The 23827-nt window shown below is 56.6% G+C and carries 25 protein-coding genes, 1 pseudogene and 2 riboswitches; of the genes and pseudogenes, 11 read left to right on the forward strand and 15 right to left on the reverse strand.

Annotated features, from left to right (window positions below):
* Positions 1-12: 12 nt before the first annotated feature.
* On the forward strand, positions 13-891 hold the full coding sequence (locus FHS19_RS17850) for a LysR family transcriptional regulator (protein ID WP_183583219.1): 879 nt from the start codon (positions 13-15) through the stop codon (positions 889-891).
* A 60-nt stretch (positions 892-951) separates the two neighbouring features.
* On the opposite strand, the pseudogene FHS19_RS17855 reads toward FHS19_RS17850, so the two are convergent.
* From FHS19_RS17855 to FHS19_RS17865, 3 genes and pseudogenes are all read right to left on the reverse strand, one after another.
* A pseudogene (locus FHS19_RS17855) lies at positions 952-1465 on the reverse strand (DinB family protein).
* Positions 1466-1495: 30 nt separating this feature from the next.
* On the reverse strand, positions 1496-1825 hold the full coding sequence (gene csaA / locus FHS19_RS17860; protein ID WP_183583220.1) for a chaperone CsaA: 330 nt from the start codon (positions 1823-1825) through the stop codon (positions 1496-1498).
* A gap of 138 nt (positions 1826-1963) precedes the next feature.
* Positions 1964-2779, reverse strand: a complete 816-nt coding sequence (locus tag FHS19_RS17865) for an alpha/beta fold hydrolase (protein WP_183583221.1) — start codon at positions 2777-2779, stop codon at positions 1964-1966.
* Between the two features lie 184 nt (positions 2780-2963).
* Positions 2964-3129, reverse strand: a riboswitch (cyclic di-AMP (ydaO/yuaA leader).
* A gap of 88 nt (positions 3130-3217) precedes the next feature.
* Positions 3218-3405, reverse strand: a riboswitch (cyclic di-AMP (ydaO/yuaA leader).
* 482 nt (positions 3406-3887) lie between these two features.
* On the opposite strand from FHS19_RS17865, the gene FHS19_RS17870 reads away from it, so the two are divergent.
* Positions 3888-4517, forward strand: coding sequence for a hypothetical protein (locus FHS19_RS17870; protein WP_183583222.1), 630 nt, complete (start codon positions 3888-3890; stop codon positions 4515-4517).
* Positions 4518-4566: 49 nt separating this feature from the next.
* Here the strand turns inward: FHS19_RS17870 and FHS19_RS17875 are convergent, their stop codons facing one another.
* The 10 genes from FHS19_RS17875 to FHS19_RS17920 all read right to left on the reverse strand — a co-directional run bounded on the left by FHS19_RS17875 (position 4567) and on the right by FHS19_RS17920 (position 13636).
* Complete coding sequence (locus tag FHS19_RS17875; protein ID WP_183583223.1) at positions 4567-5946, reverse strand: MATE family efflux transporter; 1380 nt, start codon at positions 5944-5946, stop codon at positions 4567-4569.
* On the reverse strand, positions 5946-6770 hold the full coding sequence (locus FHS19_RS17880; RefSeq protein WP_183583224.1) for a sugar phosphate isomerase/epimerase family protein: 825 nt from the start codon (positions 6768-6770) through the stop codon (positions 5946-5948). The genes FHS19_RS17875 and FHS19_RS17880 overlap by 1 nt, the downstream gene beginning before the upstream one ends.
* 27 nt (positions 6771-6797) lie before the next feature.
* Complete coding sequence (locus FHS19_RS17885) at positions 6798-7853, reverse strand: oxidoreductase (RefSeq protein WP_183583225.1); 1056 nt, start codon at positions 7851-7853, stop codon at positions 6798-6800.
* A gap of 33 nt (positions 7854-7886) precedes the next feature.
* Positions 7887-8822 (reverse strand): AraC family transcriptional regulator, encoded by a 936-nt coding sequence (locus tag FHS19_RS17890; RefSeq protein ID WP_183583226.1) that lies wholly within the window; start codon positions 8820-8822, stop codon positions 7887-7889.
* A gap of 87 nt (positions 8823-8909) precedes the next feature.
* The gene (locus FHS19_RS17895; RefSeq protein WP_183583227.1) at positions 8910-9662 is read right to left on the reverse strand and encodes a sugar phosphate isomerase/epimerase family protein; all 753 of its coding nucleotides are present in this window, start codon (positions 9660-9662) and stop codon (positions 8910-8912) included.
* 52 nt (positions 9663-9714) lie between these two features.
* On the reverse strand, positions 9715-10827 hold the full coding sequence (locus FHS19_RS17900; RefSeq protein WP_183583228.1) for a Gfo/Idh/MocA family protein: 1113 nt from the start codon (positions 10825-10827) through the stop codon (positions 9715-9717).
* 233 nt (positions 10828-11060) lie between these two features.
* Positions 11061-11855: a DUF2935 domain-containing protein gene (locus FHS19_RS17905; protein WP_183583229.1), complete on the reverse strand. Its 795-nt coding sequence runs from the start codon at positions 11853-11855 to the stop codon at positions 11061-11063.
* A 177-nt stretch (positions 11856-12032) separates the two neighbouring features.
* Complete coding sequence (locus FHS19_RS17910) at positions 12033-12935, reverse strand: LysR family transcriptional regulator (RefSeq protein WP_076170320.1); 903 nt, start codon at positions 12933-12935, stop codon at positions 12033-12035.
* A 97-nt stretch (positions 12936-13032) separates the two neighbouring features.
* On the reverse strand, positions 13033-13431 hold the full coding sequence (locus FHS19_RS17915; RefSeq protein WP_183583230.1) for a DUF6220 domain-containing protein: 399 nt from the start codon (positions 13429-13431) through the stop codon (positions 13033-13035).
* Positions 13412-13636: a DUF5957 family protein gene (locus FHS19_RS17920; RefSeq protein ID WP_183583231.1), complete on the reverse strand. Its 225-nt coding sequence runs from the start codon at positions 13634-13636 to the stop codon at positions 13412-13414. Before FHS19_RS17920 ends, FHS19_RS17915 begins: the two co-directional genes overlap by 20 nt.
* Positions 13637-14003: 367 nt before the next feature.
* Here FHS19_RS17920 and FHS19_RS17925 point away from each other — a divergent pair, with 367 nt between their 5' ends.
* Entirely contained in the window at positions 14004-14693 is a 690-nt protein-coding gene (locus tag FHS19_RS17925; protein WP_183583232.1) for a response regulator, read from the forward strand.
* Positions 14683-16047 (forward strand): sensor histidine kinase, encoded by a 1365-nt coding sequence (locus FHS19_RS17930; protein WP_183583233.1) that lies wholly within the window; start codon positions 14683-14685, stop codon positions 16045-16047. The genes FHS19_RS17925 and FHS19_RS17930 overlap by 11 nt, the downstream gene beginning before the upstream one ends.
* A 120-nt stretch (positions 16048-16167) precedes the next feature.
* Here the strand turns inward: FHS19_RS17930 and FHS19_RS17935 are convergent, their stop codons facing one another.
* Positions 16168-16404 carry an ArsR/SmtB family transcription factor gene (locus FHS19_RS17935; protein ID WP_183583234.1) on the reverse strand — a complete coding sequence of 79 codons (237 nt, stop codon included), beginning with the start codon at positions 16402-16404 and terminating at the stop codon, positions 16168-16170.
* A 71-nt stretch (positions 16405-16475) separates the two neighbouring features.
* Here FHS19_RS17935 and FHS19_RS17940 point away from each other — a divergent pair, with 71 nt between their 5' ends.
* Complete coding sequence (locus tag FHS19_RS17940) at positions 16476-16676, forward strand: hypothetical protein (RefSeq protein WP_183583235.1); 201 nt, start codon at positions 16476-16478, stop codon at positions 16674-16676.
* 12 nt (positions 16677-16688) lie between these two features.
* Here the strand turns inward: FHS19_RS17940 and FHS19_RS17945 are convergent, their stop codons facing one another.
* Positions 16689-17651 (reverse strand): NADP-dependent oxidoreductase, encoded by a 963-nt coding sequence (locus FHS19_RS17945; RefSeq protein WP_183583236.1) that lies wholly within the window; start codon positions 17649-17651, stop codon positions 16689-16691.
* A 162-nt stretch (positions 17652-17813) separates the two neighbouring features.
* Between FHS19_RS17945 and FHS19_RS17950 the strand changes: the two genes are divergently transcribed.
* The 6 genes from FHS19_RS17950 to FHS19_RS17975 all read left to right on the forward strand — a co-directional run bounded on the left by FHS19_RS17950 (position 17814) and on the right by FHS19_RS17975 (position 23822).
* Positions 17814-18386, forward strand: coding sequence for a TetR/AcrR family transcriptional regulator (locus tag FHS19_RS17950; protein WP_183583237.1), 573 nt, complete (start codon positions 17814-17816; stop codon positions 18384-18386).
* A 130-nt stretch (positions 18387-18516) separates the two neighbouring features.
* Complete coding sequence (locus FHS19_RS17955; protein WP_183583238.1) at positions 18517-19014, forward strand: DinB family protein; 498 nt, start codon at positions 18517-18519, stop codon at positions 19012-19014.
* Positions 19015-19086: 72 nt separating this feature from the next.
* Positions 19087-20076: a helix-turn-helix transcriptional regulator gene (locus FHS19_RS17960; protein ID WP_183583239.1), complete on the forward strand. Its 990-nt coding sequence runs from the start codon at positions 19087-19089 to the stop codon at positions 20074-20076.
* 91 nt (positions 20077-20167) lie between these two features.
* Positions 20168-21616 carry a spore germination protein gene (locus FHS19_RS17965; RefSeq protein WP_183583240.1) on the forward strand — a complete coding sequence of 483 codons (1449 nt, stop codon included), beginning with the start codon at positions 20168-20170 and terminating at the stop codon, positions 21614-21616.
* Positions 21613-22716: a GerAB/ArcD/ProY family transporter gene (locus FHS19_RS17970; RefSeq protein WP_183583241.1), complete on the forward strand. Its 1104-nt coding sequence runs from the start codon at positions 21613-21615 to the stop codon at positions 22714-22716. Before FHS19_RS17965 ends, FHS19_RS17970 begins: the two co-directional genes overlap by 4 nt.
* Positions 22713-23822 (forward strand): Ger(x)C family spore germination protein, encoded by a 1110-nt coding sequence (locus FHS19_RS17975; RefSeq protein WP_183583242.1) that lies wholly within the window; start codon positions 22713-22715, stop codon positions 23820-23822. The genes FHS19_RS17970 and FHS19_RS17975 overlap by 4 nt, the downstream gene beginning before the upstream one ends.
* The last annotated feature ends 5 nt before the right edge of the window (positions 23823-23827 follow it).

Below are 23827 nucleotides of genomic sequence, written 5' to 3' on the forward strand. Positions count from 1 at the left end.
GGAGGAATTGATTTGGAACTGAGACAACTGGAGTATTTTGTGGCCGTTTGCGAGGAGCTGCATTTTACGAGGGCCGCAGATAAGCTCGGCATCTCCCAGCCGAATTTAAGCCTGCAGATCAAGGCGCTGGAGGAGGAGGTCGGGATGCCTCTGTTTGACCGGATCGGCAAACGGATCGCGGTAACCGATGCGGGCTCGGTCCTGCTTAAGCATGCAAGGGGGATATTTCAAAATTTGCGGAACGCCAAGCTGGAGATCGGTGAACTTCGCCATCACCAGGGCGGTACGCTCGGCGTCGGAGTGCTGCCTTCCGAGCTCGATTTCCGCCTGACCCCGATGTTCATCGATTTCCGCAACCGGTATCCGAACGTCCGGCTCAAGATCGTCTCGGCCGTCGATGTGGCGGACCTCGTCCTTAGTACGGAAATCGATATCGGCATCTCGCTCAAGCCGCTTTACGACAACCGGCTGGTGGTCCGGTCCCTGCCCCGGGAGGAGTACGGTGTGGTGGTATGTGCCGAACACGAGCTGGCCGGCAGGGAGTCGGTCTCCCTGACTGAACTGAACGACCTGCCGATCATTATGTATCCTAAAGGGTTCTGGGGAAGGGAACTCGTCGAGCAATACTGCCGGAAGCATGGGTTTGACCTGGACATCGTCGTGGAAACGACGTCCAATCCTTCGCTCTTCCGCTTTGTCAGGGAGAACATGGGGGTTACCGTTCAGACGCTTACGCTCGTCGAAGCCATCGGCGATCCGATGTTGCGGTTCCTCCCCATCCATGATGATCCGCCTTACAGGGAAATGAGCATCATTTACCGGGCGGATAAATATTTGGGCCATGCCGCGCAGGCTTTTATTCACCTTGCCGAGGAGCGCCTCAAATCATAGTGAGGGCCGGGTGCGCTCAGCATGGCTGCAATCGGTCAAATTTTGACGGTCCGCAGAAGGTTATATGTATCTTTCCTGGATCACGTTATAATGGTGGATTTCATGCCCGGTCAGGATATACGCCCAAGCGCCGGCGGTGGATTCATAACCGTTCACGATCCCTCTGCGGGTCCAGGCCTCGTCCGGAATGCTCCGCAGCAGCGTCAGCGTGAGAGCGGCGAACGGCGGCAAAATCCTCGAGAAGCTCGGCGATAGAGAAACGGTCGAAGTCAGCGCCTTCCATCAGCACCTCCTCGTCATAGCCGGTCAAAGGCGTGGTGTCCCCCCTGGCGATGCGGAGCAGCCTGTAGCTCATGATGCGCTCATTATCCGTGATATGGCCGAGCACCTCTTTCAAGCTCCATTTGCCTGGCGCATAGCGGTAGTTCCCCTTTTCTTCCGTCAGTGCAGAATAAAACGCGGTCGTCCGGTTCAAAGACCCGTGCAGAATCTCCACGAGGTTCCCCTCAGGTACGAGAGAGACATACTTGGCGAAACCTTCGTTGTAGTCTTCCTTCGTTGGGCGCAGAATCATCGGTATCCATCCTTTCGTTTTGTAAAATGTTCAAGCTATGGGCGTGCCGTTGACGACAGGCACATCAGGGGCCAACAGCACCACGTCGCCCTCTTCCGGAACTCCGCCGAGAACCAGCACCTCGGATTCATATCCGGCAATCCGCCGCACGGGAAAATTAACGACGGCGGCCACCTGGCGACCGACCAGCTGCTCGGGCGTATACCTTCTCGTAATCTGGGCCGAGGAACGCTTCACCCCAAGCTCCCCGAAATCAATGCTCAGCTTGATCGCCGGCTTGCGTGCCTCCGGAAAAGGCTCCGCCTTGATCACCGTTCCGATGCGGATATCCAGCTTCATCAAATCTTCGATGGTTGCCACAACGTTTCCTCCTTCTTGTGCCATGCAAATATCCCTCTATTATATCCCGCCTGTCAATGGCACAAGCCCTTACACCGATCTAAAAAAAGGCTGCACACCGCAGCCCAGATTCCCATAACGTATTTTATCGATATACGGCTATCCTCCATAGGCTTCCCGGGTGCGGTAAATATGCTGGTCCATCAAAAAGTTCAGCAGCATCCGGTTGAAGGCATGGGGCTGGCATAAATGGGTCGGATAGATCGCATCCTCAATCGTTGCCAGCTGCACATGCCGGAACAGGGTGACCGCCCGCTGCATTTGTTTGACGAACCACTCGCTTTGGCTGCCTGCAACGCACAGCACAGGCATCGGGAGCCGCGCCAAATTGGCGGGCATCTCCATACGCAGCAGCTCCATGCGCTGCTTGATCGACTCTGTCGGCCGCTTGTGGTACAGCTCCTTGCGCAGGATGCTGTAGACCGGTCTCCACCGGTTATACGTCACGCGAAGCGACCGGAGGAAAAACTCCGCAGGCAAATAATAAGACAGCCAGCTGCACGCCTCGCAAATATTCAGCAAATGGTTCTTTTTCCCGAAACACCCGGCGAAATAGCTGTCTACGAGCACCAAAGCGCTGACCCGGTCCGGATGAAGGGCGGCAAACGTCTGGGCCAGCACGCTTCCGCTGGAACAGCCGACCAGCGTCGCCTGCGAAATTTGCAGCTTATTGAGCAGCTCGCACAGATCGCTGCATTGGGTTTCCATAATGTGCCCGACCTCCACGTCAAGCTTTCCCGAATTGCCGTAACCCCGGAGGTCCAGTACGATCACCTTTGCCCGTTTGCTGAAATATTCGACCTGTGGCTCAAACATATGATGGGACGACAAATGCCCGTGAATGAACACGATGGGCGTGCCGCTGCCGTGAATTTCATAATATAACGTAGTTCCGTTTACTTGTATCTGGGGCACTTCATGTTCTCCTCTCTCCCAAATAACCTGTTTTCTCTGTTGTGTGCGCAATCGCGGGCGCCGCCCGCCTGGGAATCGATGCTTCTCCTTGTTTAAACAACAAAAAAAGAAGCACCGAAAGAGGACACTCTTCCATGCTTCCAAATCCAAGGCCGAATAAGCCTTGCCATCTGCATGAATAACAGCTGCCTCTCTTAATACGCTTGCGTGGTTAGCTGACGGATTCGGGCCAAAGAGTAGCCCTACTCTATACTTTCGAGATTCACCCCATATGGCCGCAGCGGATGCTGCAGACACGACCGGTTCCCCCGCTCTCCGCCATTCCGGCGGAAATTCAGCGAAATAGACATATTCAATGTACACGACTCATCCTTCAAAATGAGCGCACAGAAAAACACAGAGCAGATACCCTGTGTTTATGCGTCAAATCACAGTTTCCTCCGCTCTCAACTACGCTTACGAGGTTAGCTGACGGATTCGGGCCGTGAGAGTAGCCCTACGGAAACAGGCGGTATCCTGCCTCCGATTCACCCCTGCAAGCCGCAAGCCCCAGCATAAAGATTTGTGGGACGAGGACTGCGATTGGTTCCCCCGCTTTTCATCGGAAAATTCAGCGTTCATTAAGTCGCAAATCTTACTCTATTGGATGATGAAATGAATATACGCCTGGGACGGCGAACTGTAAAGCAGGGAAACGTTACGATTCCCAGCTTTATTTGGGGATCTGATGGGAAAACGGGTCCTAATCCGTTAGAATCATTGTTTTACGGCCTTTCCTACCGCTTTCCTTAGCTTTGCTGGCTAACTGAAGGCGGGAAACCATCCAAATGGCTGAAGCCGCCTATTTAGCAGGCAAAAATGCCCGAATATGGCTGAAGCCGCTAGGCTGAAAAAAAGCTGCTTTTTGCCGGAGTTTTGGTCATTGCGCCGGAAAGATGCTGGTTTTGATCCGAAAAATCCGCCGCGTCTTCTTGCCAAGAGAACTCCCTTGGACGTATGATGCGGATAGTTTACCAAGCGGACACATGTATGGACCCTACTGGCCGTGACGATCCGGAAAAAGACGGCAGGGCGCATCCATGAAATCACAGTATAGGAGGATGTCACGATGAACCGGGCTTTGATTTCCACCATCGAACTGTTTGAAATCGATCTGCCCAGCTGCCGGCACCACAGCCTGGGCTGGCTGGACAATTGCCGGATCGGCCTTTTAAAGCTGCCTTACTCGGGAGAGGAAGGGCTTGCCGAGGGCCTGCTGTGCTCAGGCAAGCAAGCCTTCGACCTGGTACAGTGGGGCTGCTGCCTGCGTTATCTTTGCGGCCTAACGCTGGAAGAGGCCATCACCGCGACGGCCATGCACATTTTGAAGCTGCCGGACCACAATCAATACCCGCTCGCGCTGATGGCGCTGCTTGATGTCAGATCACGCCTGGAACATCTTGACACGCGCACAACAGTAGATGATATGGGAAGGCCTCTTGATGCCGTCCCTCTTCAGCTGAATCGTACGGCTTACGCCAAAGGAGGCGCAGCATCGCTGCGCATCGGGGGAGGAACGTCGCTTGCGATCTCCGGCCTGACGGCTGCCCTGGAAACGGAAGATCTGGAGAAAGCTCCCGTAGACCGCCTCCCGCTGCTCGGCCCGGAGTTCCCGACAGATACCCCCGCCTTGATCCGCCGCTCCTCGGCATACTTGTCCCTGTTCGGTGCCAGCACAAAAAACCGCCACTCCGGATAATCCCCGAGTGGCGGTTCTTTATGCTGCCAGCGCAGCCGGTTCGAGGCGGCTACAGCGCCTGCTCCTCGCTGCGAAGCTGCACCAGCGCTTTTCGCTGCCAGGCCTTGCTCCTCCAGCGAACCCAGAGCAGGATGCCCCGCAGCCATTCGTCGGCGATAAACGCCGCCCAGATGCCGTACAGGCCGTATCCCCAATGGATGCCGAGCAGATACGTCAGCGGCACGCTGAAGAGCCAGGTCACCGTGATGGACACGAACATGGCGGACCGGGCGTCTCCGGCGGCCTGCAGCGACCTTTCCAGAATGACGTTGAAGTTGCGCCCCGGCTCCAGCAGAAAGCTCAGAAGCAGCAAGGCCGCGCCCATCGCAATAATGTCCGGGTCGGTCGTGAACAGCTTCATCAGCGGCTGCCGGAACAGCGTCAGCACGCCGACGGCCGCCAGCGTGATCAGCTCGCTCCGGATCAAATTCCGGATCACCTGCTTGTAGGCCTCTTCCCTCTGACCCGCGCCGACCAGCTGCCCGACGATAATCTGCCCGCCCCGGCCCAGCGAGACGGCCAGAATCATGACGAAGAACATGATGTTCTGCGTATAAATTTTCGTTGCCAGTACACTGGCCCCAAGCGACGAAATGAAAGCCGTGGTCACAAACTGGTTGGCGGAGTACGACAAGGACACGGCCGAAGACGGCACCCCGACGCGAAGGACCTTCCCGATATGCTCACGGCTCCACACGAACAGGTCGTTCCAGCGGATGTAGACGCCCGCCGCCTTGCGGAGCAGGACCAGATTGACGGCCAGCCCGACGCACTGGGCAAAGGCGGTGGATATCGCCACCCCGACGACGCCCAGCTTCGGAAAGCCTCCCGGACCGTAAATAAACAGGTAATTGCCGATAATATTCAGCACGTTCATGCCGATCGTAACGACCATCGTCTGCCGGGTTAATCCGTGAGACTGGATCATGGCCGTGACGGCGGTCAGCAGCGCCTGAATGACCAGGGCGCCCCCGGCGATGAGCAAATACTTCTTTGCCTGCCCGAACAGGGAAGGGTCGAGGTCGAATATCCGCAGCAGAGGCCCGCTGAGCATCATGACGACGACGCTCACGACCAGGCCGAACAGGAAGTTCAGCGCCAGCGAGGACCCGGCCAGCCGGCCGATCTCATGCTGTCTGCGGGCACCCAAATACTGCGAGATGACCACCGCGGAGCCGAGCGCCACGAAATTGAACATCAGCACCGCAAACATGATGATCTGGTTCGCGACACCGACCGCCGCAACCGCGCCGTCGGACACCTTGCTCAGCATGAACGTGTCCGATGTCCTGAGAAACATTTGAAGGGCCGATTCCACAAAAATCGGCCACGTAATCGCAAGCAGCGACAGCTTGCTTACGGGGTTGTCTCCCGCGATGGATCTGGACATTACAGGCCGTAAGCCTCCCGGATCTTGGCGATGCCAAGCTTCGCGGTCTCCAGGGCGGTCAACCCGCCGTAGCTGTCCATAAACAGCTCCAGCGACAGGTAGCCCTCATATCCCGCATCCGCCAGCGTTCTGGCGAGCGCTCCGGAAGGAGCGCTGCCGTCTCCCGGAAATACCCGGTGGGCGTCCTGGATCTCAGAGCGGGACGGCGCCGCCGGATAATCGTTCACATGGACGATGCCGATCCGGTTCCCGGACAAGCCTTTCAGGTCCTGAAGCTCGCTTCCGCCGGTGTACATATGGAACGGATCGATGAGAATTTTGGCGTCCGCCACCCCGCTGGCTTGAGCTACGTAGATCGCATCCTTCAGACAGTTCAGCCGGGCCGCTTTTCCCCAGAATTCAAGATAGGGCTCTATGCCGATCCTGCGGGCCAACTCGGCCAGCTTGGCAAAGGAAGCGGCAAATTCGTCCAGCGTGACGTGGGCAACCTGTCCGAAGGGGGGCGCCGCAGCCGCGAGACAGCCCAGCTCCGCCAGCATCTCCATTTCCTTCTCCGCTTGATCGAAGCCGCGCTGTCTCGCTTCGGGATCACGGTCGGCCCAAGTCCAGAAGGCGATGGCGTTCGCCACCTTCAGTCCATGATCTTCGATATACCGTCTAAGCTCCTGCAGACTGCCGCCCTCCGCAAGGTAAGCTTCAATATCCCGTACCCACAGCTCGATGCCCTCATAGCCTGCTTCCGCCGCCACGCGGACCTGCTCTTTGACGCCCAGTCCGTAAGGCAGCAGTGTAGATGTATTCAATGACAATTTGAAAGGAAACAAGCCTGATCTCCTTCTTTCCATAAGTAATTAAGGGGTAAATGGCACCCTTCTCTGTTCGGCATGACTCTGCATACCCAGCTCGATGACACGGATCGCCATCCGGGCCTGCTCGGGCTTTACGCCAAGCTCCGACACACCATGGATGGCCTCCGCAACATTGCGGTAATAGGCGTCGTAACATCCCGGAATCGTCTTCAGACGCCCCGTAAACTGCAGGCCATCCCGGCTCGCCACGAGGCTTCCCCACATCTCCTGCGGCTCTTCGCCCCATCCGGGTGATCCCGGCAGCCTCCCGGCCTTAAGCAGATTTTCCTGAGGGTCTTCTCCGTACTTCACAAAAGAACCCTCCGTCCCGTATAACCGGTATCTCGGAGCCGGATCCCGGGCCAGCAGGGTCGATTTAACCGACACCTTCAGCCCATCCGGATACCCCAGCGATACGTCAAAATAATCCGGGGCCAGCGTCCGCTCCCGCTGCGTCCGCACCTCCGCCTGCACGCTGTCAGGAAGCCCGAACAGCGTCAGCGCCTGGTCGATCAGGTGGACGCCCAGGTCGTAGAACGTCCCCGACCCTTCAGCTCCCGCATCCCGCCAGCGGCTGGGATCGGCATTCGGGCTGAACCGGTCCCAGCGGAATTCCGCTTCAGTGATCCGGCCGACCAGGCCGCGGCGGACGACCTCCTGCAGCGTCAGGTAATCGCCGTCCCACCGGCGGTTATGGAACACGCTGAGCACCAGCCCTTTGCCTTGGGCCAGCGCAATCAGTTCGTCCGCTTCCTCCGTCGTCGCCGTGAATGGCTTTTCCACGACGACATGCTTGCCGGCCAGCAGGGCGTCCTTGACAAACGAATAGTGCGCCGTGCTCGGCGTCGTAATGACGATCAAGTCGATGTCCGGATCCTCATAAGCCTCCCGGACGTCCTGTACGGCCTGAACGGACGGGTAGGCCTGCAAGCACGAATTGCCGCTGCGCTGGACGATCATCGCCAGCTCCAGCTCCGGTACGGCCGTGATGACCGGGCAGTGAAACGTCCTGGCGGCGAACCCGTAACCGATCACCGCTGCCCTCACCTTCTCCTTCATTCGCATCACTCTCCTATATAGCCAGGCCAATGTTTAACCTTCGCCGGCCCCGATGTTATACAGAATCCGGTTGACCGGATACAGCGATTCCGACTCCTTGACCGGAACCAAATCCCGGTACATGGGATTGTAATACTTTTTGCGGTACTGGCTGGCGGTGAGCCCCTTCACGGCCTTGAACACCCTGCTGAAGTAATTTTCATCCGAGAACCCGACCGCAAAGGCGACCTCCTTGATGCTGTGCTCCTCGTACAGCAGAAGCTGGCAGGCGCGCTCGATCCGCCTTTGAATGATCGCATCGCGTGGCGTGCGGCCCATATACTGCACAAAAGACCTCGAGAAATGCTCGTGCGACCAGCCGATTCGCCTCGCCAGCATTTCGACCGAAATGGCCTCCCCCAAATGCTTGTCGATATAATCGAGCGCCTTGACGATTTGGGGAGGAATCCGGTTGGCCGGTGTCGTCAGCGGCTCGTCGTAGAGGTGGCCGCTGATTTCCGTCAGCAGCGACCATAGAAGCGAGCTTCCGCGGCTCTGCATCCGGTCCGTGTGGGCATGGGCAATATGCATGATTTGCTTCATCATGCCGACCGGAAGCTCCTCGTCCAGCGGAATGCAGCTCGGGCCGCCGGGCGCCAGGAGCGGAAGCACCGCTTCCGTCCCGACACCTTCCGGAAATCCGAAATGAATGAACAGATGCCGCGCAGGCTGCTGCGGGTCATATTCATAGGCGTGATATTCGCCCGGCCTGGTCACGATAAAGCTCGGTTCCTGCAGGATGAATGCCTCCCCCTCCACCCTGTATACGCTGCGCGTTCCATCCGGAAAATACAGCAGCTCGTAATCGTGAATCCGCCGCGGGCCGAGGGAGGTGCCGGGCTTCTTGACAATGTCCCCGACGATATGAATCCGCGGCAGGTGCACAAGATGCAAGGCTGCCCGGCCGGATTGGCTTTCCGTTGTATTCATGGCAGTTCCCTTCCTCATCCCCACGAAGTGGAGTCTTAACTTCGTTTCCTTTTCAGGCAATTATGTTCGTTCCGAGACGGCAAATCATTAAATCAGTCCGAGCCCCTGCAAATTGCGGTAGCTGATCGCCAGGCTCTCCAGCGGATCGCGCCGGCTCTGATCCTGTTCGACGACGAGCCAGCCGGTTCCTACTTCCCGTGCCGTTTGGGCGATGGCCTTAAAATCGAGAATGCCCTCCCCGATTTCAGCGAAAAACTGCTCCTCGCCGGCTTCCACGTCTTTGATATGGAGCAGCGGGCACCGGTTCTGAAGCTTGCCAAGGTACGACACCGGATCTTCGCCGCCCCGTTTGACCCAATATGTGTCCAGCTCCATCTGAACCAAGGAAGGGTCAGTTTCGCGGAGCAAAATATCGAGTGCGTATTCGCCGTCAAATTTGGCGAACTCCCAGTCATGGTTATGGTACAGCAGCTGAACCCCGCGCCGGCGGAACTTCTCGCCCGCTTCGTTCAGCTTGGCGGCCTTGGCCAGCACCTCGTCCCTGGACGCAAAACGCAGGGACAGCGCCACGAATTTACCGCCGTCCACCTCCTCGAGATAATCCGCGATATCGTCCGGATTGAAGTCAAACGTATCGAATCCGGCATGGGTACCGATGACCTTAAGGCCGATCCGATCCAGCAGCGCCTTCTGCTCCGCCACGGTGATGCCTTCCGGCGGGCGTCCGAGCTCAATGCCCTGATAGCCGATGGCGGCGATTTTCTCCAGCGTGCCTATATAATCCTTGCTTAATAGTTCGCGAACCGTATAAGGCTGTACGGCGACGGGAAATTTGGTCATGATCTATGCATCCTCTCTTGGTTTGAAATGGGACAGGTTCTCCGTGCGGTGTTTACAGATCCAGCATGTTGTATTTCAGGCCGAGCGGCAGCGGAGCCGGACGTTCCACCGTGGATTCCAGGTGAATGTGTCGTCCCTGCTCAGACGCTTCGAAGATGCCGAGCGAGATGTCCAGCACATGGCGCGCCAGCTTGCCGCTTGCCCGGTTCGGCCGGCCCGACTGGATCGCGTAAGCCATATCGGCCACGCCCATGCCGCGTCCTTCCTCGGCATATGGATGGGAATGCGGTATTTCCTTCGTTTGCCCGTTCGGGAACTGGATGGATACGGCGCCTCCGAAGAAGTTCGGATCCGGAACGTACAGAATTCCTTCCGTGCCGTACACTTCCAGCCGTGGAGAATACCCGAACGCCTCCTTGGCTGCCTGAAGGGTTGCCACCGCACCGCTGTGGAAGTCGAGCACCGCCGATACGTTCGTCGGCGCTTCCACCGGCACCGTCTGGCCGAATGCCGGCGACTTCGGATTGGCCACCACGACCTCCTGCTGCAGCTGGCGGGCGGATCCCGTTACCCTTTGAACGGGTCCGAGCAGCGCAATCAGCGCCGTCAAATAGTAAGGTCCCATATCCATGATCGGATCGCCGCCCAGCTTCAGGAAGTTGCGGAAGTTCGGATGCATGCCGCCCGCGGCGTTCCCCATGATGATCGTAGCGCTCGCACCGTAAGGCGTGCCGATCCATCCGTCATTGATCAGCTTGACGCAGGTCTGGATGCCGGCGCCGAGGAAGGTGTCCGGCGCACAGCCGACAAGCAGGTTCTTGGACTCGGCCAGAGCCAGCACTTCATCGGCATCCTCGCGGTTGAGGGCAAACGGCTTTTCCGTGTACACATGCTTCCCGGCCTGAAGCACGCGCAGGTTCAGCGGGGCGTGCGCGGCGGGGGCAGTCAAATTGAGAACGATTTCAATTTCCGGATCGGCCAGCAGCTCCTCCACGGTGTACACGTTCGGAACGCCGAACTCTTCCGCTTTTTTCTGTGCGAGCTCCGGAACCATATCCGCTACGGCTTTGACCTCGACGATGTGGTCAAGCATGCCGGTCAAATTTTTCAAATATACGGTGCTGATCATGCCGGTACCGATGACTCCAACCTTGATTTTACGCACGAATACATCAACCTCTTTTCGTTTGGTAGTGATCTTGTGCCCTCATTATCACGCATCGCCCGGTCGAACTCAATGGACTGCAGCGCAAATAAACTGGATTTATTTGATATTATCCATCGCTGTCTGCAGCAAGCCGGTTGGTTACCATGAGTAAAAAACCTCCCGCCGCCCGGGACATCCCCGAGGAGCAAAGAGGCATTCTGAAGCAGGTTTATTTTCAATCCCTTGGGGCGCTACTCCACCCTTGGCTTAGCCGGGTCGCAATCAGGCCGCGGCACCTCGCCGAATTGGGACAGCTTCTGCAAATAATAGCATTCTTCCCGGAACATATGGTCCGGCACCAGCCTGTTTAGCCTGCTCAGCAGCTCGGCGCTGATGTCCAGCTCCTCGACTTCCAGCAGAAAGTTCATAAACGCCGACATTTCCAGATCTACGTCGCTGTGGAACTTTTTTACCGCCGGATATGTCGTCCGCAGCGTACGCAAATATCCCACAAGCTCAAGCGCCTTTAAATAAAATTCGTTGAAATGCCGCTCGAACTCCTTGCTCCTTTGGATCAGCCTCCGCTCAACCCCGTCCAGATCCGAAGCGATCGATGCCGAGTGAAAAGCGGCGTCAGGCAGCCACAGCAGATCGTGATGGAGCGGGTGATAGCGGGGAACCGGATTTCCCTTCAGCAGCTCGGCGAGAATGCGCTCATATTCCTCCAGCTCGTTCACCATATGATTGATAAACGTCGGCGATAACCCGATGACCACCTTGCGCAGCAGCACCCGGTCGAGAAGATCCAGCTTAAACGCCCGCAGTTCATGCACCGCCTGATTCGCCTGTTCGTTCAGCTCCGTCAGCGGCTGTCCCTCAGGAAACGAGCGCGCCTGTCCCAGCAGCCGGTCGAACCATTGGACGAACGAAGCCGCCGTCTGTACGTCCTTGACTTCCTTGGAAGCCAGAGCGTTGTAGATAAAACGGGCATGATCCCCCAAAATTTGCAGCCAAAACCTGTGCTCAAAGAGCGCCTCTTCGTTCATTGCAGGCCTATCCCTCCCATCGATAACCATCCGTCACTGGACAATATATGTGATGGGACATCCAACTTATGCGTTAGAAAAAACCACCCCCACCGCATAGAGCGGCAGTGGCGGCTGCAAGAACTCATACCTGTAACAACGTCGCTTCAATTCATCCTTACTTTTCAACATTACGGATCAATCGGAAATCGCCTGGTGCAGCGCTTCGATATACTCCAGCGCCAGCTTGGACAACGCCGCATTCTGATGGCAGATCCAGCCCACATTGATCGTCTCGTCGCAATCGAGCGGCACAGGAATGATCTCGTTCCCGTTCAGGTCGGCGCTGAGAACACCGGTTGAGATCGTATAGCCGTTCAGTCCGATCAGCAGGTTAAACAGTGTGGCGCGGTCGTTGACCCGGATGCTTTTCGGATGCGTCAGCGTGCTCAGAATTTCCTCGGAGAAGTGAAAGGAGTTGTACTCCCCCTGCTCAAACGACAGGTAGGGATAATCCTGCAGCTGGTCGATCGTCACGATGGACTGCTTGGCGAGGGGGTTATGGATGCTGATAAAAATATGAGGCCGGGCCGTAAACAGGCTCGTGAATTTCAAATTGGCGTCCTTCAGCAGCCGGTTGATGACTTTGCTGTTGAATTCATTGAGATACAGAATGCCGATTTCGCTCCGCTGGCTTTTGACATCCTGGATGATTTCATGGGTCTTCGTTTCTCTCAGCGCCAGTTCGTATTCGTCCTGCCCGTACTCGTTGACCAAATGCACGAACGCATTGACGGCAAACGCATAGTGCTGTGTCGATACGGAAAAATGCTGCGGCGACGGCTTGGCGTTCATATAACGGCTCTCCAGCAGCTCCGCCTGCTCGGTCACCTGCCGGGCATAGCCGAGAAATTCGGCGCCTTCCTTGGACAGGGTGATCCCTTTGTTTGTCCGTTCAAAAATCGTAATGTTCAGCTCTTCCTCCAGATCCTTGATCGCGTTCGACAGGCTTGGCTGCGAAATAAACAGCCGTTTGGCCGCTTCATTCATGGACCCGCGGTTGGCGACTTCGATGACGTATTTTAACTGTTGTAAGGTCACTGCTACAGCCCTTTCTTTGAAAACGTAAGATCTTCATTTATTTCAAAGTATACCCGGGCACCGGTCCCCTCACAACTGTTCGGGGAATAACCCCCTATTACTGCCGCCGTATGCTTCGCAGCGCGGTGTACAGCGACAGCAGGATGAGCACGAGGGCCATCACCGGATGTATAGCACCCAATGCAGGTACATGAGCTGTCATGTATTGCAGGTAGATCAAGGCAAACATCCCCAGGCTCAGCCAGGCGCTGCCCTTGAAACATTTGCCCGTATTCGCAAAAACAATCATCAGAAGCGGCACGAATTCAAAGATATGAACGAAGTTCTCGTGCATTTTCCAATTCGACGGATTCTGGAACACGGCTGAACCCGCAATGTACACCTGAACCGTGATGCAGGCGACCAATATCCAGGACAGCCCTGTAAAGATGCCTCGGGAAATCCGTCTGCCCCCCGAAATTTTATCTTGTGATGGGTTAGGATGGATGCTTGTCATGTGGTTTTCCTCCCTTATAATCGGACGTCAACGCGGCGATCCCCGCAAACAACGCAGCCATGATCAGCGGAAGATAGGGCGTTCCGGCCGGCCGGTCATGGATCAGATAACCAAGAGCGGCAATAATGGTTGACAGAAAGATGCCGCAGGCAGCGCCGCCGACGGCAGCCAGCAGTACTTTGATCACATGGTGCTGCTTCAGCATAGTCTCCCCTCCCCTTGGATTGCACTCAACTGAATTGGCTTGCAATGAAGGCAATGGATTGCGATGGTTTGCGGCGATCCCCGTGCTTTGCCGCCTGGAGTTTATTGTAGCAGCAACTTGTTGTGAACCTGTGAAGTTTTCGTGCTGTTGTTATGAAAATGAAATATGGACATTTTGCGGCTTTTACCGGCCCCATGCCGGGGTTGCCCGGGGGTTTTCCCTCAGGAATGTTGCGAACTTGTTGCGGTCTTTTACGGCTTTGGTGAATTGTCCCCGCATCCGCGGGAACCGGTATATAATGAGGGGGATAACAGCCGGAAAGGGCTGCAATGGCCCGAGGCTGCTCGAGAAAAAGGAGAATGAACACATGACGCATACTCTGCTGCTTGTCGATGATGAAAAGGAAGTACTGGCCTTTATGGAGCCGTTTCTACAGCAGGAAGGCTACGAGACGATTACGGCCTTATCCGGTCAGGAAGCGCTCCGGATCGCTGGCGAACGGAAGCCGTCCCTGGTCGTCCTTGACTGGATGATGCCGGGAATGAGCGGCATTGACGTGTGCCGGGAGCTGCGGAAGCTGCCGAAGCTGGGAATCATCATGCTGACCGCCAGAGTGGAAGAAACGGATAAAATCATAGGGCTGGAGGTCGGCGCCGACGATTATTTGACGAAGCCCTTCTCCCTCCGGGAGCTGGTCGCGCGAATACGCTCGGTCCTCCGGAGAATCCATGGGGACGAGACTCCGGACGACCGGATCGTGCGGGGTGACTTGACGATATCCGAGGCACAGTGCCGGGTGTGGAAACGCGGGGAGGAGGTTCTGCTGACTCCGACCGAATTCAAAATGCTTGCCACCCTGGCTTCGCGGCCGGGCATCGTATACAGCCGCCTGCAGCTGCTGGCTGCGGTCGATGACGACCTGCTGAACGACGAGCGTACCGCAGACGCCCATATCAGCCGGATCCGCAAAAAGATCGAAGACGATCCGTCCAACCCGGTGTTTATTCACACCGTGTACGGATTCGGATACCGGTTCGGTGACCGCCGTGAACGTTAGTCGGAAACTATTCTGGGCCATGGCCGCCTTTATTGTGGTCATGAGCCTGACGTTTATGCTGATTACAAACGCCGTCGTGCACGGGCTGCTGGGCGAGCTGACACCTTCGCCCGATCAACGCCAAATCAGTGCCCTGTCGCGTACGCTCGCCGAATATTATGACCGGAACGGCGGTTCCTGGAGCGGCATCGAGAAGATGGCCCCCGGCTCCTTGCTGGACGAGGTTCAAGACAGCGGCCTGATCTTGTACGACGTCAACGGCAGGAAGCTGGCCATCTACGGCAGCGCGGCCGAGCCCATGATCAGGGGGCTCGGAGAAGAATACCGCATTGAGACGAATGGACGGGTCGTCGGGTCCTTCCGTTACTATGACCCGGAAATCAGCGTGATCTCCAAGGTGAAGCTGGGCATTTCACATGGCGTCGGCTTTCTGCTGATCGTCTGCGCTGTCGTGTTTATCGGTGTCGCCCTGCTGGCCGCTTACTGGATAGCCAAGCGGCTCACCTCCCCGCTTCGGCAGCTTATCCCGGCAATCGATCAGGTACAGCGGGGCCGCGCCGGGGTGCAGGTCCCGGTCACGACCAAGGATGAGTATGGCGAGGTCGCCTCCGCCTTCAACCGGATGTCCCTGCAGCTGGGCCGGGCCGAGGACGCGAGGCGCAATCTCGTGGCCGACGTCGCACATGAGCTGCGGACTCCCCTCTCCATTATGAGAGGGAAGATGGATATGCTGCAGCAGCAAGGCGAAGCGATCGAACCCGAGCATCTGCTTCCGCTGCAGGATGAATTGATCCGGCTCACCCGGCTCGTGGACGATCTACATCAGCTTTCGCTGGCCGAGGCGGGCAAGCTGTCGTTTGAGTTCAGCCGGACGGACGTCCGTACCCTGCTGGAGCAGACGCTCGAACGGCTCCTGCCTCGCGCTCAGGATGCCGGCATTGCCATGAGGCTGTTCAGCCAGGCCGGCTCCTCTACGGTGATCCCCGTCGATTCCGGCCGGATCACGCAGGTTTTCCTCAACCTGCTGACCAATGCCATCCGGCATACGCCGCACGGCGGGTCGATCCAGGTGATCCTGTCGGAGGTTCACGACGCACATGGACGGCCATGGCTGGAGATCGCGGTGAAGGACACCGGCACCGGCATCGCCCCTGAGCATCTCCCGAACCTCTTCGGCCGCTTCTACCGGGCCGATGCTTCCCGCTCCCGGCACAGCGGGGGAATGGGGCTTGGGCTCTCCATCGCCAAAGAATTCGTCGCGGCGCATCAAGGCACCATCGATGCCGAGAGCACGGCCGGCGCCGGAACGACGTTCAGGGTCCGGCTGCCTTACAACAGGGAAGAGCAGGCATGATCGCTGGTGACTGCCTGTATGGCCTCAAATCGAAACATCCCCCGACAACGTCGGGGGATGTTCGTCTTTACTGATAAGGAGCAGGTGCCAGCAGATCTGTCTCCAAACCCGCTCTCCTCCTTATTCATTCAGCCAGCTCAAATCTTTCGCGAACGGCTTCAGCCTTTCCGGCTGCAGCGAATCATAATGCCTTTTTCCCTCCCTGCATTCCTTGATATACCCCTCATCCTTAAGCTCCTTTAAGTGGTAGGACAGCTTAGAAGGTGATACGTCTCCCAGCTTAAGCTGCAGGTCCGCGGGGCATACGGCCGCAGGGCTGACAGGCATCATGATCGGTATCGCAGCGACCGCCCTCATCCCGCTGGGGGCGTATGCCGGCTCCGGCTATCTGCTTATCGTACCCGGATTAATCATTTCCGGCCTCGGGTATGGCCTCAACGACGCTCAATATCGGCAACGCCATCGGCATGGCCTTCCTGATCTTCATTGCCAATTCCGGTATCGCCGGCCAAAGCGGCGGCTCGCTTCTGGCCGCGCAGGCTGCAGGTGTCCGCACCGCCTTGTATCTGGCCGCCGCCGGGATGATCATCGGGGGAGCCGCATCCTTGTTCCTTCCACGAAAAAAATAATGAAGCTTTTTATCATTCCGCCGTGCTGCTTACATGAATCATGATCTTCCCCCTGGCCCGCCGGCTTTCGCTGAGTTCATGAGCCAGGGCGGTCTCTTTCAATGGATACTTCCGCCCGATGACCGCACGAAGATGCCCTTTCTCCACCAAGCGGGATAGCCGGTCCAAATCCGCTGTCGTGACCGGAATCATCGCGACTTCGTGAACCTTAACCTGCTCGGCGGCCGCCTGATCAGTGTCATAATGCCCCCAGGTGACCGGAACCAGCGATCCTCCAGGCGCGAGCACACCCAAAAGCCGGTCTCCCTCGGGACCGCCAACGGTATCAACCACAAGTTGAACCGGATCGACCGTATCAATCCATGAGCCCGCCGAATAATCGACAAATTGATCGACTCCAAGATCACGCAAAAAAGTCTCGTTCCTGCCGGAAGCGACGCCGACCACCTCGGCTCCCGTCCACTTGGCGAGTTGTACAGCATAGTGGCCGACACCGCCGGAAGCGCCGTTGATCAGCACCCTTTGGCCGGCTTTCAGGCCCCCTTGAACGAACAGCGCGTTCCAGGCCGTACAACCCGACTGCGGAAGGGCGGCCGCCGTTTCATAGCTGATGCTGCGAGGCTTCCGTGCAAGCTGCGCCGCCGGTACGGCCGCATATTCCGCGCAGGCACCGCTGTTCGCCGTCATGCCAAAAACTTCGTCGCCGACCCGAAGGGAAGTGACGCTTGTCCCGACCTTCTCAACGGTACCGGATACATCCCAGCCGGGAATATACGGCAGCGGAAATCGGTCTCCCGCCATCCCCGAGCGGATCTGCCAATCTCCCGGATTGATCGATGCCGCATGCACGCGGACCAACACTTCGCACTCGTTCACAAACGGAACCGGAACATCTTCATACCGGAGCACTTCCGGCCCCCCGTACCGGTGATACCGGATCGCTTTCATGGTTTCTTTTCGCTGATAACCAGACATGTTCACCTTACCTCCATCAATTGAATGTTTTCCTGCTACCCCCTACAATAGGGAACAAACGGGCCGGGGAAAATCGTCAATCCCCCGCGTTTGACCTTTATCCGACACCTGAGCCACATTGTTGAATATCGATTTCATAGGTATAAAGGAGGCGGTTCACAAATGGAAAACGGAGGGAGTTCACAGGACCGGCGAAGCAGGCGCTCGGAAAAACGGCTGAAGCAGTCGTTCGCCGAGCTGATGAAAGAAAAAGGATTTACCGCCATGACGGTTCGGAGTATTGCTGAACGTGCGGATGTCAACAGGGGCACCTTCTATACGCATTATCCGGACAAATACGCCCTGCTGGAACAATCGATCCGCGATAAGCTCCACCTCCGCCTGCAGCAGCATCTGCCCCCGGAAGCCGGATGGAACAGCGACCATCTTCGAATGCTGGCCGTGATCCTCCTTGAGCATTTCCGGTCGCTTCACGGGCGCTGCAGTCCGGTGGATACGATCAATCCTGTCTTTGAACGGACGATGCAGCAGGAAATTAAAGCGCTGATCACGACCTGGCTGCAGCGGCTTGAACCGGAGGATTTCCGCTGGAACGTCCCTTTGGATACCGTAGCCCTTGGGGCCAGCTGGACCCTTTACGGCGCTGCCCTCGAATGGAGCCGGGGAACCGCTGCGTGCCCCGCAGAAGAAACAGCCGGTTATATTGTCCAATTGATCATCGGAGGAACGGCTTAGCGGTTGTTGCACGCATGAAAAAATGAATAAATACAGCAGCATTTCAAAAATCACTGACCGAGACTGTCAGTGATTTTTGTGTATACTTCCATTAAACCGAACAAAACCAAAAAAAATGGAGGAATGCATTATGTTTACTAGCATTAAAGATTTTGCTGCAGAATGGACAAACGAAGCGGAAATGACCCAGAAGATCATGAACGCGCTGACCGATGAATCGCTCGGACAGGCCGTAACGGACAAGCACCGGACCCTGGGCGGGCTGGCTTGGCATCTCGTGGAATCCGTTCATTATATGACATCGCTCGGGCTGGCGTTTGATGCACCCGATCACAGTGACGAAGTGAAACAATCGGCCGCTGCGCTCGCCGGTCAGTACGAGCGGGTAAGCCGGGCCATTCTCGAAGCGGTCGAGACGCAATGGACGGACGCCAAGCTTCTGGAGACGCAAACCATCGCCGGCCAGGAGTGGAACAACGGTGGTTCGCTGCGCTTTACCCTCATGCACCAAGCCCACCACCGCGGACAGATGACCGTCCTGATGCGGCAGGCCGGATTGAAGCTGCCGGATTTGTACGGTCCGACTTATGATTCATGGGTGGAACAAGGAATGGAACCGCTCGCCTAGACGCGTTACAATGGAGCTGATATCCGGGATCATCATCCCGGGTAACTTCTCTTCAACGAAAGGATTTCTCCGATGTCCAAAGCCGATAACATGCTCTCGATCCTGTGGATGCTCCGATCCGGCAAAAAAATGACGGCACAGCAGCTGGCCGACGAGCTGGAGATCCATGTCCGCACGGTGTACCGGTGCATTGATTCGCTCTGCGCAAGCGGCGTCCCGATCATTGCCGATTCCGGCCCGAACGGCGGGTTCCACATCCTCGGAACCTTTGCCGACTCGCCGCTCGTGTTCGATGCGGAGGAACAAAAGGCCCTCGTCCATGCTTCGGTGTTTGCCCAGGAGGCAGGGTATCCTCATACCGATGCGCTGGGCAGGGCCGTGGACAAGCTGAAACGGTATACGAACGAGAAGCAGCTCACGCACATTGAGCGCCACAGCAGCGGGCTGTCCGTCCTTCAGCCGCCAATCGACGCTGAGCAAAAAGGACGGCTGCAACGCCTTGAGGAAGCCGCCGGACAAAGGCAGACCCTCCGGATGGTGTACGGCTCCAATGGAGATCACGAAACCGGGTCCGTACGGGAGTTCGATCCTTACAGCATCATCCATTGGAAAGGGCAATGGTACACCACCGGATACTGCCATCTCCGCAAGGCCTTGCGGAACTTCCGGGTTGACCGGATTGTGAGCCTGGACGTGACGGATCGGCGTTTTGAGCGCCCCGAGGACTTTTCGGCCAAGGACGTTCTGCTGGAGCAGCTGCTGCCTGACCCGGCTGGCGATCCTTCCCTGGTCACGGTCCGGATTCAGGCTCACGATCATGTCCTGAACGAACTGAAGCAGCACTGGCTGCTCGGTCATGCACTGATTGAGCGAAGCCCAGGAGAGGCGGTATACCGGCTTGATCCCTCCTCCCTGCATTCATACGTCCCCTACTTTCTTCTTCCCTACGGAAAAGCGCTGACCATCGCCGAGCCGGAATCGCTGGTGCTGCGTATGGCCGAAGTCAGCCGGGGAATCGCGGAACACTACGGATCGATGCTGTCAGAATTGCCTCCAGAATAACCTCACTTTCCTCTTGCATAATTTGATGCAGCAATTGGAATCATTAGGAGGAGTCGAAGGCAAAAAGTGTCATGCAAAGGATGATCGACCCGTGGAACCCAGTAAAGGTACAACGATGCTTCAGCAGCTCCAGTATACGTCCTCTGAATTTCTCCTTCCCCGGCTCCAGGAGGCTTTTCGGCACGCGGCCGACTTCCAGGCCGTCTGCATCGGTGAATCGGACGCCGGCAAGCTGTATTTGCTGTACCTTACGACGCTTGTCGGCTCCGATCATTTCCTATTCCATTTGAACCGGCAGCCCAAGGATGGTGTTTTGACCACGCTGCACAGTTATTACGGCACCAGCTATTCGGCTGGTGATTTTTCCGCTTGCGAAAAAGCGGTTTGCGCCGGCAAAACGGTGTTGTGCAGTGCGGAGTCCGCCAACGGCCTGATCCTGGATACGGAAAACCCGCAGCAGCGGGGGCTTCAGCAGCCACAGACGGAGAACGTGATTCAGGGTCCGATGTACGGATTTATCGAGAACTATCAAACTAATATCGGCCTCATTCGCCAGCGGATGCAAACCTCCCGCTTGAAAATTTGGGAGACCAGCGTCGGAGATTTGACCAACACGAAGGTCGGCGTACTTTACCTGGACGGGGTAACCGATCCGGGTCTCGTCCAATACACCTGCGGTCAACTCAACGCCATCCAAGTGGACGGAATCCAGGATTCCGGCGAATTGCTGAGGTTCATGGACCCCGGATCCTCCCGCCTCTTCCCTGCCGCCGTTACGACGGAACGCCCAGACCGGGTAACGGCCTCCCTGTTAAACGGCAAGATTGTCGTCTTGATGGACGGAACGCCGTTTTCGATCATCGCTCCGGGGTCCTTCTTTGATTTCTGGGAATCCCCCGAAGATCAATACCTGACGCCTTTGATCGCATTATTCTTAAGGTGGCTGCGGTTCATCGCCTTAATGATCAACCTGTTTCTGCCCGCCCTTTACGTGGCGATCACTTCGGTGAACATTGACCTCAACCGTCTGGAAATCAGTCTGGCCGCCGCCGGCAGCAGGGAAGGGGTCCCTTATCCCGTGTGGATCGAGTCCCTCATCATGCTGTTTCTTCTGGACTGCATCGTCGAGGCCGGCATACGCCTGCCAAGATCGATCAGCTCCACCGTTACGATGGTGGGAGGGGTGGTGCTGGGACAGGCGATCATTCAAGCGAATATCGTGAGCAATTTGCTGGTGATCATTGTCGCGACGACGGCGCTGACCAATTTTATCGTCGTGGATTATCAGATGGGCCTGGTTCAGCGGATCCTGAAATACTTCGTGCTCACCGGGGCCAGTGTCATTGGAGTTCTCGGCATATTCATCTGCTTTGCCATTCTGGTCATCTGCCTCTCCCGTCTCCAGTCGTTCGGCGTTTCCTATTTGACTCCGATCGGTCCCGGTGCCCGGATCCGGTCCATGAGTCTCGGGCTGATCGGCGGCTCCCGGAAATTTTCACTCAGCTACTGGATTACCTTCGGAAGAGGGTCGAGACAATGAATCCATCCAACGAGGAACAGAAAATCTCCCTGCCCCAATACTTCGTCCTGCAGATGATGGTATTCGGGGCGATCTCCTTTCATTTGTACCCCTGGCTTGTACTACAATCCACCGCCCAGAGCTACTGGATCCCGATCCTGATCTGGATGCTGCTCGGACTGCTTGGCGCCTGGCTGTTCAGCCGGGTGCTGGCGCTGCATAAAGGAAAAGACGCCTATACGATTGCAAAACGCGTACTTGGGTGGCCGGGGGTTATTCTTTTTATCGTTCCGCTGCTCTGGTTTATGTGGAGCGCCATGGTGATCGTCGTCCGGGCTCACAGCGAGATGATCTCGATGACGATCCTTCACAGCACGCCCCAGTGGTTTTTGGACGGAATGATCTTTATTGGCGTCTTTCTGGCTTTCGGAGGTATCGGTTCGATCATCCGTGCTTCCGTCCTTTTTCTGCTCGTCAGCTTTCCGCTGTCCGTCGGGCTCGTATTGCTGGGCTTCGGCGATCTCAATGTTAATCTGGGTAAACCGTGGCTCTACACCAACGGGGATTTTCTGACCAGCCCGAAATTCTACACGACTTCCTTCGTCTGGGCCGGCTATCTTTATTATGCGGCTTGCGGCAAATACGCCGAACACCCGAAGAAGCTGTGGAGACCTTATACCGTGGCTGCGCTCTGCTTTCTGCCTTTACTGGCCGCATCCGTCTATCAGCCGGCACTAACGTTCAGTCCGGAGATGTCAAGAATTTTGACGCTTCCTTATATCAGCAAAATGGACTCGGTAAGCTATTACTGGCTGGTGATCGAAAATTTAACCGCCGTATTTATCGTTAGCTCCATTCTCTATTTGTTTCTATTGCTTGCCCTGATCATGAACTGTATCGTAACGGCAGTCAGGGCGGTATTTCCCAGCTGGAACGAAAAGCTGCTGTGTGTGCTGGCAGGAATCACGGCATACGCCGCCATCCGGCTTATTCCTTCATGGGAATGGATTGAAAGAGCCGTGGAGTGGGACACGGCTCTTCGCCTCTACTTAATGTATGGCTTCCCTATAGCCGTGCTGGCCAAGTCCTTTATTTCCAACAAAATGAGGTCCCGCCAATGAGCAGACGCGCAGCCCGATGCCTGGGCATCATATGCTTGCTTCTCTTCCTCCCCGGATGCTGGGATGTCAAAGATGTCGACAACCGGCTCCTCGAGACCGCTATCGGCATCGAGCCGGCCGGAGGTGACCGGGTGCGGGTCTGGATGAGGTTCCCACTCTCCCAGTCGCAGGACGGAGCCCATAAGGAATTTTTCGTCATCAAGCAGGAAGGAGGCACCGTGATAGAAGCCATAGACCAGCTTCGGTTAAGGCTGCCCAAAAGCCTGGATATGTCGCAGAACCAGTCGATCTTTCTGGATCAAGCGCTGGCGAAGAAAGGGTTCATGCCCTATTTGGAATTCACGATCAGGGACCGGACCGTTCCTCTGGATTCGTTAATTGCGATCACGACAGGCGGCATGGAGTCAATATTTGAACGTCCCAACCCGACGGGCGAGCTCTCGGGCATCTATACCAAGCTGTTCTTTGAACGCTACGGCGGCGGAACCTCTCAAAAAAACGTCGTATCGCTGTGGGAAATTTTCAGAGGATACTACGATCCGCTCGAGGAATGTCTCGTGCCAGTATTGGTGACGGATCCCGAAACGATATTCCGGGTCGCGGGCAATGCTTTCTTTAAAAATGACGCCATGATCGGCATGATCTCTCCGGAGGAAACCCTGATTTACGAAATCGTTACGGGCAAGATGTCTCCTTTCGAAATCGAAACCGCGGATAAAATGAACCTGAAAATCCTGGATTCCAGTGCCGACATCGACACGGACATGAAAAACGGCAAGCCTGTCATCCGCATTCATGCCAAGCTCTCGATGACCCTCATGGATTCCGCGCGCGGAATCGACATCAAGGCGGAGCATCTGGAAGCTTCCATTAACCGCCTGATCGAGCAGCGGGCAGCCACCGTATTCCGGATCACCCAAGCGCAGGAATCCGACATTTTCGGACTCGGCAACCGTTTCAGAGGAAAGGTTCCGCCCAGCCAATACGACCGTTGGCCCAAGCTGTACTCGGCAGCGACCCTGGAGTTCAAGCTGGATTCCGAGCTAAAAAATACAGGTCTTCAGCTGAGACGCAGGCCGTTCATTAATCCGTCCAACGAAAAGTAGGAAAC

It is taken from the genome of Paenibacillus rhizosphaerae (assembly GCF_014192015.1).
Classification (GTDB): domain Bacteria; phylum Bacillota; class Bacilli; order Paenibacillales; family Paenibacillaceae; genus Paenibacillus_AQ; species Paenibacillus_AQ rhizosphaerae.